The 12,167-nt window shown below is 70.7% G+C and carries 9 protein-coding genes and 3 pseudogenes; 5 read left to right on the top strand and 7 right to left on the bottom strand.

The genetic code is table 11. The features are described 5' to 3' along the window. Positions 1–108 precede the first annotated feature (108 nt). Positions 109–351: pseudogene (locus ABZX30_RS10815) on the top strand (GNAT family N-acetyltransferase); the annotation flags it as partial. Positions 352–457: 106 nt separating this feature from the next. Here ABZX30_RS10815 and htpG read toward each other — a convergent pair. Together htpG and ABZX30_RS10805 are read right to left on the bottom strand one after the other, a co-directional pair. Further along, complete coding sequence (gene htpG, locus ABZX30_RS10810) at positions 458–2,368, bottom strand: molecular chaperone HtpG (protein ID WP_355931498.1); 1,911 nt, start codon at positions 2,366–2,368, stop codon at positions 458–460. Between the two features lie 130 nt (positions 2,369–2,498). Next, positions 2,499–3,143, bottom strand: a complete 645-nt coding sequence (locus ABZX30_RS10805; RefSeq protein ID WP_355931495.1) for a protein-L-isoaspartate(D-aspartate) O-methyltransferase — start codon at positions 3,141–3,143, stop codon at positions 2,499–2,501. A 116-nt stretch (positions 3,144–3,259) separates the two neighbouring features. Here ABZX30_RS10805 and polX point away from each other — a divergent pair, with 116 nt between their 5' ends. Continuing rightward, complete coding sequence (polX, locus tag ABZX30_RS10800; RefSeq protein WP_355931492.1) at positions 3,260–4,987, top strand: DNA polymerase/3'-5' exonuclease PolX; 1,728 nt, start codon at positions 3,260–3,262, stop codon at positions 4,985–4,987. Positions 4,988–5,007: 20 nt separating this feature from the next. Here the strand turns inward: polX and ABZX30_RS10795 are convergent. Next, positions 5,008–5,555: pseudogene (locus tag ABZX30_RS10795) on the bottom strand (PP2C family protein-serine/threonine phosphatase); the annotation flags it as partial. A gap of 341 nt (positions 5,556–5,896) precedes the next feature. Here ABZX30_RS10795 and ABZX30_RS10790 point away from each other — a divergent pair. Beyond that, a complete protein-coding gene (locus tag ABZX30_RS10790; protein WP_355931589.1) occupies positions 5,897–6,469 on the top strand; it encodes a hypothetical protein in 573 nt (190 codons plus the stop codon). A gap of 16 nt (positions 6,470–6,485) precedes the next feature. Here the strand turns inward: ABZX30_RS10790 and ABZX30_RS10785 are convergent. Beyond that, positions 6,486–7,199: pseudogene (locus ABZX30_RS10785) on the bottom strand (MBL fold metallo-hydrolase); the annotation flags it as partial. A 281-nt stretch (positions 7,200–7,480) separates the two neighbouring features. On the opposite strand from ABZX30_RS10785, the gene ctaD reads away from it, so the two are divergent. Together ctaD and ABZX30_RS10775 are read left to right on the top strand one after the other, a co-directional pair. Next, on the top strand, positions 7,481–9,202 hold the full coding sequence (gene ctaD / locus ABZX30_RS10780; protein WP_355931489.1) for a cytochrome c oxidase subunit I: 1,722 nt from the start codon (positions 7,481–7,483) through the stop codon (positions 9,200–9,202). Beyond that, complete coding sequence (locus ABZX30_RS10775) at positions 9,199–9,543, top strand: cytochrome C oxidase subunit I (protein WP_355931486.1); 345 nt, start codon at positions 9,199–9,201, stop codon at positions 9,541–9,543. The genes ctaD and ABZX30_RS10775 overlap by 4 nt, the downstream gene beginning before the upstream one ends. Positions 9,544–9,579: 36 nt before the next feature. On the opposite strand, the gene ABZX30_RS10770 is transcribed toward ABZX30_RS10775, so the two are convergent. From ABZX30_RS10770 to ABZX30_RS10760, 3 genes are read right to left on the bottom strand one after another with little or no spacing between them, the layout of a single operon-like run. Then, positions 9,580–9,915 (bottom strand): STAS domain-containing protein, encoded by a 336-nt coding sequence (locus ABZX30_RS10770; RefSeq protein ID WP_355931484.1) that lies wholly within the window; start codon positions 9,913–9,915, stop codon positions 9,580–9,582. After that, positions 9,912–11,273 carry a SpoIIE family protein phosphatase gene (locus ABZX30_RS10765; protein WP_355931481.1) on the bottom strand — a complete coding sequence of 454 codons (1,362 nt, stop codon included), beginning with the start codon at positions 11,271–11,273 and terminating at the stop codon, positions 9,912–9,914. The genes ABZX30_RS10770 and ABZX30_RS10765 overlap by 4 nt, the downstream gene beginning before the upstream one ends. Further along, positions 11,273–12,076 (bottom strand): alpha/beta hydrolase, encoded by an 804-nt coding sequence (locus ABZX30_RS10760; RefSeq protein ID WP_355931479.1) that lies wholly within the window; start codon positions 12,074–12,076, stop codon positions 11,273–11,275. Before ABZX30_RS10760 ends, ABZX30_RS10765 begins: the two co-directional genes overlap by 1 nt. Positions 12,077–12,167 lie beyond the last annotated feature (91 nt).

Below are 12,167 nucleotides of genomic sequence, written 5' to 3'. Positions count from 1 at the left end.
GCGCCGGCCGGTCGTCGGCCGTGTCGCGGGTGAAGGCGGCCCACGGGTCGTCGGGGTCCAGGAGAGAACGGGCGTAGCTCTCGGCCCACAGGGTCAGCAGGCCGCGGTGTGTGTCGTCGGACGGCCACCGCCACAGGTCACGTGCCGCCGGCCGCAGCCCGGCCGGCTCGTTGGGGGAGCCGGCAATCTGCCGGACGAGTGCCGGCCCTGCTGCTCGTCGACCCGGGGGCCCGCGGTCTGGGCCTGGGCACCCGTTCGGTCGAGGAGTGCCTGGAGTTCGCACGCGAGGCCGGGTACGAGCCGATCGCCCTGTGGACCAACGACGTGCTCGGCGACGCCCGGCGCGTCCACCAGCGGCACGGCTGCGAACCGACGACCGAAGAACCCCGCCGAGCGGCGGCGCGGCTGTGGGAGGTGAGCGGACGGCTCACCTCCCACCGATGTCTGCGCGGCCGCGTTACAGCGCGCTTTCCAGGCGCTGCGCCATCAGCTTCACGAAGCGGGCCGGTGCCTTGGGCTGGCCGCCCTCGGCGAGCACCGCCAGGCCGTGCAGGAGCTCGGCGGTCTCGGCGAGCTCCGTGCGGTCCTCGCGCTCCCTGTACGCCTGGTTGAGGCCCTTCACCAGCCCGTGGTCCGGGTTGAGTTCCAGGATCCGCTTGGCGCGGGGCACCTCCTGGCCCATCGCGCGGTACATGTTCTCCAGGGCCGGGGTCAGGTCGTGCGCGTCGGAGACGACGCAGGCCGGGGAGACGGTGAGGCGGGAGGACAGGCGGACCTCCTTGATGTCCTCGTCCAGCTGCTCCTTCATCCAGCCGAGGAGCCCGGCGTACTCCTCGGTCTGCTTCTCCCGCTCCTCCTGCGTGGTCTCCTCGGCCTCGGCGTCGAGGTCGATGTGGCCCTTGGCGACGGACCGCAGCTTCCTGCCCTCGTACTCACCGACGGCGTCGGCCCACACCTCGTCGACGGGATCGGTGAGCAGCAGCACCTCGATGCCCCGGTCCCGGAACGCCTCCATGTGCGGGGAGTTCTCGATGCTCTGCCGGGATTCGCCGGCCAGGTAGTAGATGTCGTCCTGGCCGTCCTTCATCCGCTCGACGTAACTCTTGAGCGTGGTCGGCTCGGTCTCGTGGCGCGTGCTCGCGAACGACGCGACGGCGAGGATGGCGTCGCGGTTCTCCGAGTCGGTGACCAGCCCCTCCTTCAGGACCGCGCCGAACTCGCGCCAGAACGTGGCGTAACGGTCCGGGTCCTTGGTCATCATGTCCTTGACCGTGGAGAGGACCTTCTTCGTGAGCCGTCGCCGCATCATCTCGATGTGGCGGTCCTGCTGGAGGATCTCGCGGGACACGTTGAGCGAGAGGTCCGCCGCGTCGACGACGCCCTTGACGAAGCGGAGGTAGGGCGGCAGCAGTGCCTCGCAGTCGTCCATGATGAACACACGCTTGACGTACAGCTGCACGCCGCGCCTGAAGTCCCGCGTGAACAGGTCGTGGGGGGCGTGAGCGGGGAGGAACAGCAGCGCCTGGTACTCGAAGGTGCCCTCCGCCTGGAGCCGGATCGTCTCCAGCGGGTCGCGCCAGTCGTGGCCGATGTGCTTGTACAGCTCGTGGTACTCGTCGTCGGACACCTCGTCACGCGACCGCGCCCACAGCGCCTTCATCGAGTTGAGCGTCTCGGGCCGGGGCGCCTCGTCGCTCTCGTCGGCCGCGGCGGAGCCCTCGGGCATCATCCTGACGGGCCACGTGATGAAGTCCGAGTACCGCTTGATGATCTCCCTGATCTTCCACGGGGAGGTGTAGTCGTGGAGCTGGTTCTCCGGGTCGGCCGGCTTGAGGTGGAGCATGACCGAGGTGCCCTGCGGCGCGTCGTCGACCGTCTCCAGCGTGTACGTGCCCTCGCCGCGCGACGTCCAGCGGGTGCCCTGGCGCTCGCCGGCGCGGCGGGTCACCAGGGTGACCTCGTCCGCCACCATGAAGCCGGAGTAGAACCCGACGCCGAACTGGCCGATGAGCCCCTCCTCCCCGGCCGCGTCCTTGGCCTCCCGCAGTTCCTGGAGGAACTGCGCGGTGCCCGAGTTGGCGATGGTGCCGATGAGCCGCCCGACCTCGTCGTACGACATCCCGACGCCGTTGTCCCGCACGGTCAGGGTGCGGGTGTCCTTGTCGATGTCGATCTCGATGTGCAGATCGGAGACGTCGACGTCGAGCGAGTCGTCCCACAGCTTCTCCAGGCGCAGCTTGTCCAGCGCGTCCGAGGCGTTGGAGACGAGCTCCCGCAGGAAGACGTCCTTGTTCGAGTAGACCGAGTGGATCATCAGCTGCAGCAGCTGGCGGGCCTCTACCTGAAACTCAAACGTTTCGGTCGGCATGATCGCGAATACCTCACAGGTGTACCGACGGAACTGGTGGAGCCCACTGTAAAACACCACGTCAGAACAGCGGCCGGAGGCGGGAGCGGTGGCCGGATCCTTATCACGCGTCCCGTGACGGACGCGGCGCTCACGAGGAGAAGCCGTAGCGTCCCTGCAGGCGGACGAAGCGGGCGGGCGTGAGCATCCGCCGGCGCTCCAGCGACGTCGCGGTGCGGGAGAAGGACAGGACCTGCTCCCGGCCGCCCGGCCCGATGGGCTGTACCAGGCGTCCCCCGGCCCGCAGCTGCCGGGTCAGCGGCGCAGGCACACTCGGGAACGCGGCGGACACGATGATCGCGTCGTACGGTGCGCGGTCCGGCACGCCACCGCTGCCGTCCCCGATGCGCAGCTCGACGTTCCGGATGCCCTGACGGTCGAGGTTGTCCCGTGCCTGACGCGCGAGGTCCGGCCGCATCTCGATGGTCACGACATCGGCGGCCAGCCGGGCCAGGAGGGCGGTCTGGAAACCGGTCCCCGTCCCGATCTCCAGGACGTGCTCGTCCCCGCTCAGCTCGAGGCCCTCGATCATCGTGGCCGACAGCGAGGGCTGTGTGGTCACCTGCCCGTGCCCGATCGGAATGGGCACGTCATGGTAGGCGTCCGCCTGGTGACCGGTAGGGACGAATGCCTCTCGCGGCGTCGCCCGTACGGCCTGGAGCAGGCGCTCGTCATCGATGCCGACCGCTCGAACGGCCCGCACCAGTTGCTCGGGGGCGTGATCGGGTTCGCTCATGTCCGCTGCGTCCCGCCCGGCGCTGTGCCGCCTCACGCCGAGTGGGTCCTCCTGCCTTCCAGTACAGTCCCGCGCCCCCGGCTGCGCGCGCCGAGCAGGTTCCTAGACTGGGAGATGTGGTCCGGCCCAACGAAGAGGTCGAGGCGCTCCTCCAGGAGTACGCCGACCTCATCGCCATCACCGGAGGCGACGCGTTCAAGGCGCGCGCCTACGAGAAGGCCGCCCGCGCGATCGCCGGCCACCCCGCCGATGTCTCCCACCTGGACGCCGCGGGGCTCAAGGAGATCCCGGGGGTCGGCAAGTCCATAGCCGAGAAGGTCATCGAGTACTTCCGCACCGGTCATGTGACCGTGGTCGAGCAGACCCGGGCCAGGATTCCCGCGGGGGTACGACAGCTCATCGCCATCCCCACCCTCGGGCCCAGGAAGGCGCTGACGCTCTACGAGGACCTGCACATCTCCTCGGTGGGCGAGCTGGCCGACGCCATCAAGGCGGAGAAACTGCGCGACCTGAAGGGCTTCGGGGAGAAGACCGAGGAGAACATCCTGCACGGCATCGCCCTCATGCAGCAGGCAGGAGGGCGGATCCTGCTGGGCGCCGCGATGGAATCCGCCGAGGACATCGTCGCGGAGCTCTCCCGCGTCACCGGCTGCACGCACTGCACGTACGCTGGGTCGCTGCGCCGCATGAAGGAGACCATCGGCGACATCGACATCCTGGTCGCCGCCGACCGGTCGGCCCCCTTCATGGACGCGCTCACCGGGCTGCCCTCCACCGCCGAGGTCATCGCACACGGCCAGAAGAAGACCTCGGTCCGTACCGTCAAGGGCGTCCAGGTCGACCTGCGCGTGGTACGGCCGGACGCCTGGGGGGCCGGACTGCAGTACTTCACCGGCTCCAAGGCGCACAACATCCGCACCCGCACCATCGCGGTCCGCCTGGGGCTGAAGCTCTCCGAGTACGGGCTGTTCACGGCCGAGGGCGGGGAGCGGATCGCCTCACGGTCCGAGGACGAGGTGTACGCCAGGCTCGGGCTGCCGTGGATCCCGCCCACGCTGCGCGAGGACCGGGGAGAGATCGAAGCCGGCCTGCGCGGCGAACTGCCCGCGGTCGTGACCGAGGACGACATCAAGGGCGACCTGCACACCCACACCGCCCTCACCGACGGCCTCGCCCCGCTGGAGGAGATGGTGGCGGCGGCCGCCGAGCGGGGATACGCGTACTACGCGGTCACCGACCACGCACCGGACCTGTACATGCAGCGCATGACCGACGAGAAGATCCTCGCCCAGCGGGAGCTCGTGAGGTCGCTCGACGGCCGGCACCGCCGGATGCGGCTGCTGCACGGCACCGAGCTCAACATCGGCCCCGACGGGGACGTGGACTGGCCCGGTGAGTTCCTCGAGGGTTTCGACATCTGCGTGGCCTCGGTGCACTCCCACTTCGGCCTCGGGCGCAGGGCGATGACCCGGCGGCTCGTGCGCGCCTGCGAGAACCCCCACGTCAACATCATCGGGCATCCCACCACGCGGCTGATCGGTAGACGACCGGGAATCGACGCCGACCTCGACGAGGTGTTCGCCGCCTGCGCCCGCACCGGCACGGCCCTGGAGATCAACGCCCAGCCGGACCGCCTCGACCTGGGCGACGAGGACATCCTGCGCGCCCGGGATCACGGGGCGAAGTTCGCCGTGGACACCGACGCCCACTCGATCCCCCAGCTCGCCTGCCTGCGCTACGGGATCGGCACGGCACAACGCGGATGGCTCACTCCGCAGGACGTGATCAACACCTGGCCGCTGCGGCGGCTGCGCCGGTTCCTGCGCAAGGACCGGCCGGTCTGACACCCGCGCCCCCGGAGGCGTCAGGATCCGAGGCCGGTCGTACAGGCGATGAGAAGCGCGACGTCGTCATGGCTGTCGGGACGCCGGAGCTGCCGCAGGAGGCGGTCGCAGATCTCCTCCCCGGACGGGTTCGGCGGTGTCAGCAGGCGCAGCAGCTCGTCCAGGCGTTCGTCGATGGGGTCGTTGCGGGTCTCGACCAGGCCGTCGGTGTACAGGACCAGTTGATCACCGGGCCCCAGGTCCAGGGTGGTGGTCTCGAAGGGGCCGCCGACTCCCAGCGGGGTGCCGGTGGGCAGGTCGAGGAGTTCCGGTGGCCGCCCGCCCGGATGAGGACGGGCGGCAGGTGTCCGGCGGACGACATGCGCAGACGGCAGGCGTGTGGGTCGTAGACCGCGTGGACGCAGGTGGCGAAGTAGGGGTCCAGACCAAGGGTGATCTTGTCCAGGTGGGGGAGGATCCGGGCGGGATCGAGGTCGAGGTCGGCGAGGGTGGAGGTGGCGGTGTGCAGACGGCCCATGGTGGTGGCGGCCGGGATACCGCTGCCCATGACGTCACCCACCGCGAGGGCGCCCGCTCGGGCCCGATGCCGCGTCCCGACGGCCCCCGCCGGGCGCTGCTCCGCTCGGCTCGTCGCACTCACTCCTTCCACCTGCCGGCCGCTCCGGCCCGTACCGCAGGTGCAGCGGCCTTCCCGCAGGTCAGCAACCCTGTCCACGATGCAGCACAGGGCCATCGGCGGCCAGGCGGACGTCTCGTCGGCCGGCCCGGGTTCCTTCCCGCACGGATGCGGCACCCGTACCGTCCAACGGCCGAGCGCCCCTTTCCCGGGGTGCGGGAGAGAGAGGGTGAACGATGACGCGAAAGGACCGCGCCGTGACCAGGCTGCGCTTCGACGGCTGGATCGCGGGCATGGGCACGTCCTCGGGGGACCGGATCGTCCTCGGCTGCTGGCCGCACTCGCCGTTCGGACCGTTCAGTGACGTGATGCTCGAACGGGCCGACGGGACCAGGCTGCTGCTCGCCCCCACGCGGCAGACGGCGGACTTCATCAGCAGCACCTACAGCTTCGACACCGTACGGGTCGTCCCGGTCGACGTGCGCGTCACGGACGGCGTGTGGAAGGTCACCGCGGGGCCGCTCCAGCTGCGCTTCACCACGGGCCGCCGAGGGCTCCTCGGACTGCTGTTGCGTGCCGTCCCGGGCGCTCTCGCCCGCCGCCCGGCATGGTGCGCGCTGACCGACCTGCCCGCCCGCGCACTGCTGTCCGGCGTGCGCACCCGCGGCAGTGCGGGTGCGGGGCGCCGCGAGTGGTACGGCGCGCGGGACCTGCGCCCGATCCGCACGGTGGCCGCGGTCTTCGAGGGCCGGGACCTCGGTGCGGCCGCGCCCGTCGAACCGCCCGTACGCTTCGGGTTCGGTTCGGTGCCGCGCGAACCCGCGCTCACCCGGGTCACGACCACGGTGGCGCTCGGCCCGGCGTGAGGGGTGCGGCGGGGCGCGGGGAGCGGAAGACGGTGTGGTCGTCGTAGTGCACGGGCAGGATGCGCCGGGGCCAAGACGCCGGGCCGGCTCGGCGCCCTGTGCGCCGTCCATGGTGACGGGGAATCCGCCGGGAAGCCGGGTCCCGCCCAGGTGGAGCACGGCCAGGTCGGCGGCCGGGAAGCGGCGCGCGATCTCCTCGAGCCCGTCGAACACGAGCGTGTCGCCCGAGATGTACAGCCGCAGGCGACCGGTCCGCCCGCGGGGCCGAACTCCAGCATGCCGCCCATCACGGGCGGCAGGAGGTGGCGCAGCACGGGGCGCAGGGCGTGGCGTCCGGGCAGGGAGGTCACCCGGACCCGCGCACCGCCCCGTTCGAGGAGGCAGCTCTCCCAGGTCCGAAGGCCGCCTGCCCGGCGAAAGCCCTGCCAGGTGCGCAGGCGGCGGGCGGCGTGGTGACGATCGGCACCGAGCGGTCCAGGTGCTGCCGGGCCCCGCGGTCCCAGTGGTCACCGTGCAGGTGCGAGAGGACGACGCCGTCGAGGCGCGGGAGCTCCTGCACGCCGAGGGCGGGTTCCGTCAGACGGCGGCTGACGAGACCGTACCCCAGGTGCGCCGCCTCGCCGCGGTCCAGGAAGTCGGGGTCCGTCAGCAGGGTCAGCTCGCCGTACCGCAGCAGGACCGTCGCGTTGCCGATGAAGTGGATGCCGATCGCGTCGTCGAGGGTGGCCATGGCGGTCCCTGCCCGACGGGACGGGCCCGTCCGTGGTCTGCCGGCACTCTTCGGTCGGGCGCCGGGTACCCCCGCCCGGACCAGCATGCGCGCCGTCTCCACCGGGCGGGCCAAGCCTGTCGGAGAAGGTTCGCGGTACTGCTCCATCCGGGCGTATCCGTCATCCGATCGGCGGCACGCGGGCCGATCCGGGTACTGCGCCCCGCCCCGCTGCCACGAGGATGGCCGATGACCGGCGTCATGGCGTCGGCGGACGGCGAGCATGGGGAGACAGACTAGTTGTGAGCATCCTCAACGAACCCCCGGGTGCCCCCGCAGCCGAGGACTCGTACGAGAACGAACTGCCGGTCAGGCGCAGGCAACCCGGCAATGTCGTGGTGAAGTGGCTGACGACCACCGACCACAAGACGATCGGCACGCTGTACCTGGCGACGTCGTTCGCGTTCTTCCTGATCGGCGGCGTCATGGCCCTGGTCATGCGTGCCGAACTGGCCCGGCCGGGCCTGCAGCTCATCTCGAACGAGCAGTACAACCAGGCGTTCACGATGCACGGCACGATCATGCTGCTGATGTTCGCGACGCCGCTGTTCGCCGGTTTCACGAACTGGATCATGCCGCTGCAGATCGGCGCGCCCGACGTGGCGTTCCCGCGGCTGAACATGTTCGCCTACTGGCTGTACCTGCTGGGTTCGTCCATCGCCGTGGGCGGCTTCCTCACCCCGCAGGGCGCGGCCGACTTCGGCTGGTTCGCCTACTCGCCGCTGTCGGACGCGGTCCGCTCGCCCGGGGTCGGCGCCGACATGTGGATCATGGGTCTGGCCTTCTCCGGTTTCGGCACGATCCTCGGCGCCGTCAACTTCATCACCACGATCGTCTGTATGCGCGCGCCCGGGATGACCATGTTCCGCATGCCGATCTTCACCTGGAACGTGCTGCTGACCGGTGTCCTGGTCCTGCTGGCCTTCCCGGTCCTGGCCGCCGCGCTGTTCGCCCTGGAGGCGGACCGCAAGTTCGGCGCCCACGTCTTCGACGCCGCGAACGGCGGCCCCATCTTGTGGCAGCACCTCTTCTGGTTCTTCGGACATCCGGAGGTGTACATCATCGCGCTGCCGTTCTTCGGCATCATCACGGAGATCATCCCGGTGTTCGCGCGCAAGCCGGTCTTCGGATTCATGGGTCTGGTCGCCGCGACCATCTCGATCGCCGGTCTGTCCATCACCGTGTGGGCCCACCACATGTTCGTCACCGGCGCGGTGCTGCTGCCGTTCTTCTCCTTCATGACCTTCCTGATCGCCGTTCCGACCGGGGTGAAGTTCTTCAACTGGATCGGCACCATGTGGAAGGGCAGTCTCTCCTTCGAGACACCGATGCTGTGGACGGCCGGGTTTCTCGTCACCTTCCTCTTCGGTGGTCTGACCGGCGTCATCCTGGCCTCCCCGCCGATGGACTTCGAAGTCTCCGACTCCTACTTCGTGGTGGCCCACTTCCACTACGTCGTCTTCGGCACCGTCGTGTTCGCGATGTTCGCCGGATTCCACTTCTGGTGGCCGAAGTTCACCGGCAAGATGCTGGACGAGCGGCTCGGCAAGATCACCTTCTGGACGCTGTTCGTCGGCTTCCACACCACGTTCCTGGTCCAGCACTGGCTGGGCGCCGAGGGAATGCCCCGCCGGTACGCGGACTACCTGGCAGTCGACGGTTTCACCGCCCTGAACACGGTGTCGACGATCGGTTCGTTCGTGCTCGGCCTGTCGATGCTGCCGTTCCTGTACAACGTGTGGAAGACGGCCAGGTACGGCGAGCCGGTCGGCGTCGACGACCCGTGGGGCTACGGGCGTTCGCTGGAGTGGGCGACGTCCTGCCCGCCGCCGCGGCACAACTTCGTCACCCTGCCGCGGATCCGCAGCGAGTCCCCGGCCTTCGACCTGCACCACCCCGACATCGCGATGCGGGAACAGGAGGCCGACACAGTCCGGGCCGTGACCGACCGGGGTCAGGGGTGAGCGGTCCGCCGCGGCCCGGAGCGGACGAGGACCTGGGCAACGAGGTCGAGGGGTACCTGCTGTGGCAGGCCAGGATCGCGGAAGCGGAGCAGCGGGCGCGGGAGTTCACCCGCCCCCTGGACTGGCTGACGACGGCACAGCGCGAGGACGTCGAGCGACGGTACGTCGCCGACAGCCTGCACCGCGCCCGGGCGGACCTCGAGCGGGTGGCGGCCCGGTGCGTGTCGCTGCGCGCCGAGTACGAGCGCCGCTACCAGGAGTTGCGGCGGCGCTGCGTGGCCACGGTGCTCGCCGTGTGCGCCGGCTTCACCACCGTGGCCACGCTGCTGTTCATCCTCTGACCCGGCCGGTGCCCGCCGGTACGGGCGGGGGCGCGCTCAGGCGACGGGCGGCCGGACGCCCGGGCGCAGCGTGAAGACCTGGTCGAGGCCGACCATGGTGAGGACGCGCAGGAGGGTGGGCGGGACGCCGGCCAGCACGACGTCGGCGTCGGCGGCCTGGGCGTGCTGGCGTGCGGCGAGCAGCGCCGTGATGCCGGTGGAGTCGCAGAACTCCAGGCCGGACAGTTCGAGGGCGAGACACTGGCCGGGCTCCAGGGCGAGGTGCTCGACCTGTCGGCGCAGGGCCTCGGCCTGGGCGTAGTCGAGTTCGCCTGCCACGTGCAGGACGGGTCCGGCGGCGGTGGCGCCGTGGGTGATGCGCAGCGGGGTCATCTTGGGTGATTCGGTGTAGGGCGGGTGTGGGACCGGGGGGCGGGGACGCCGAGGGCCAGCAGGGCGGTGTCGTCGTTGACGCCGTCGCCGAAGCCCTCCAGCAGCCGGGTGAGCGCGGTGATCAGCGCCTGGGGAGCGGCGGGCGCGTGGTCGGCGGCGAAGGCGAGCAGGGTGTCCTCGCCGTAGAAGCTGTCGCGGGTGGGGCCGGTACGGGCCTCGGTGAGACCGTCGGTGTAGAGCAGGAGGGTGTCGCCGGGGGCCAGGGTGGTCGTGGTCGTGGTGATCCGGACCGTGGGCAGCACGCCGACGAGCAGGCCCCCCGGGGTGGGCAGGTAGTGGGCCTGGCCGTCGGCGCGCAGGAGCAGCGCCGGCGGGTGGCCGCCGGAACCGAGCCGGACCGTCATGCCACCGTCGGTGCCGGGTTCGAGGATGCCGAAGATGCAGGTGCAGTAACGGGGGTCGCCACCGGCCGTGTACCGCTCGTGCAGGACGGTGTTCAGCGTGGTCAGCGCGGCGTCGGGCTCGGGGTCGTGGTGGGCGGCGGCGCGCAGCGTGTAGCGGGTCAGCGAGGTGAGGGCAGCGGCTTGGGGGCCTTTGCCGCACACGTCGCCGAGGAAGAAGGCCCAGCGGTCGCCGTCGATGGGGAACAGGTCGTAGAAGTCGCCGCCGAGCTGGTCGGGGGAGGCCGTGTGGTAGGAGACGGCCGTCTCCAGCCCGGGCAGGGCCGGCAGGGTGTCGGGCAGGAGGGACTTCTGGAGTACGGCGAGGGCGTCGGCCAGTCGGGCCCGGTCGGCGTCGGCCTGTCTGCGGGCCTGCTCCGCCTCCGCACGTGCCCGTTCAGCGTCGGCACGGACGCGTTCGGCCTCGACGCGGGCGCGGTCGGCCTCCTGGCGGCGGCGCAGCAGTTCCTCCTCGTAGGCGCGCCGGTCGGAGGCGTCGAAGACGGTGGTGCGGATCAGCAGGGGTTCGCCCTCGCTCCCGTGCTTGACGACCGAGGAGACCAGCACGGGCAGTCGGCCGCCCTGGGCCGTCCTCATCTCCAGGGCGATGCCGCGCAGCTCACGCTGCATGTGCAGCAGCGGCGCGAAGTGCGTCTCGTGGTACATCTTGCCGCCGACGCTCAGCAGGTCCACGAAGCGCCGGCGTCCCACCACGGCCGTGCGTTCCATGCCGAGCCAGTTCAGCAGTGTGTCGTTGATCTTGGCGATGGTGCCGTCCATGAGGGTGGACAGGTAGCCGCAGGGTGCCGACTCGTACAGTTCTTCGACGCTGTCCTCCAGCAGTGCGGTGAAGGCCGCGTAGGTGGCTGCCTCGTCGCCGGTGCCGGGGCGCTCGGGCACGCCGTCCGTGCGGCACATCACGTCCGGGTCTCCAGGAATTCGAGGATCGCCCGGGTGGTGGCGTCCGGTGCGCTGAGCTGGGGGCAGTGCCCGGTGGCGTCGAGGGTGACCAGACGGGAGGACGGGACGGCGGCGTGCACGTAGGCGCCGACCTCGCGGGGCGCGATGACGTCCTGGGCGCATTCCAGGACCAGGGTAGGCACGCTCACGTCCTTCAGTTCGTCGCGACTGTCCGACAGGAACGTGGTGCGGGCGAAGACACGGGCGATGTCGGGGTCGGTGGCGCAGAAGCTGTTGGTCAGCTCCTGTCCCAGCTCCGGCCGCTCCGGATTGCCCATGATCACCGGGGCCATGACGGAGGACCAGCCCAGGTAGTTGGACTCCAGGGATGCCAGCAGCTCGTCGATGTCCTGCGCGCTGAAGCCACCGCGGTAGCCGTCGTCGTCGATGTAGCACGGCGACGGCGCCACCATCACCAGAGCCCCGATCCGCTCCGGCACCGCTCGCGCCGCCAGCACCCCGATCATGGCGCTGACCGAATGGCCCACGAACACCGCCCGCTGAAGGTCCAGCGCCTCGCACACCTCGGCCACGTCCTGGGCATAGCCGTCGAGCGAGGAGTACCGCTCCTGGCTCCAGGCCGACAGGTCCGAACGCCCGGAGCCCACGTAGTCGAACAGCACCACCCGGTATCGGTCGGTCAGGGCCGGCGCGACCAACCGCCACATGTTCTGGTCGCAGCCGAACCCGTGCGCCAGCACCACCACGGGCGCACCGGCCGGCCCGGCGACCGTCACGTTGTTTCTCAGGCGGATGTCCATGCCGCCCATCCTCGCACCCGCCCGACGCCGCTCAGGAAGGGGGCGACGGCCGCGCCGGCATCCCGGGCGGTGACGGGGCCTTGTCCGGGCC

Source organism: Streptomyces sp. NPDC004542 (genome assembly GCF_040610035.1).
Taxonomy (GTDB): domain Bacteria; phylum Actinomycetota; class Actinomycetes; order Streptomycetales; family Streptomycetaceae; genus Streptomyces.
This window is presented reverse-complemented; position numbering and strand designations above follow the sequence as displayed.

Coding starts and splice junctions, on each gene's coding strand:
- htpG (WP_355931498.1), bottom strand. CDS start 2,368: ATGCCGACCGAAACGTTTGAGTTTCAGGTAGAGGCCCGCCAGCTGCTG.
- ABZX30_RS10805 (WP_355931495.1), bottom strand. CDS start 3,143: ATGAGCGAACCCGATCACGCCCCCGAGCAACTGGTGCGGGCCGTTCGA.
- ABZX30_RS10790 (WP_355931589.1), top strand. CDS start 5,897: ATGGGCACGTCCTCGGGGGACCGGATCGTCCTCGGCTGCTGGCCGCAC.
- ABZX30_RS10770 (WP_355931484.1), bottom strand. CDS start 9,915: ATGACCCCGCTGCGCATCACCCACGGCGCCACCGCCGCCGGACCCGTC.
- ABZX30_RS10765 (WP_355931481.1), bottom strand. CDS start 11,273: ATGTGCCGCACGGACGGCGTGCCCGAGCGCCCCGGCACCGGCGACGAG.
- ABZX30_RS10760 (WP_355931479.1), bottom strand. CDS start 12,076: ATGGACATCCGCCTGAGAAACAACGTGACGGTCGCCGGGCCGGCCGGT.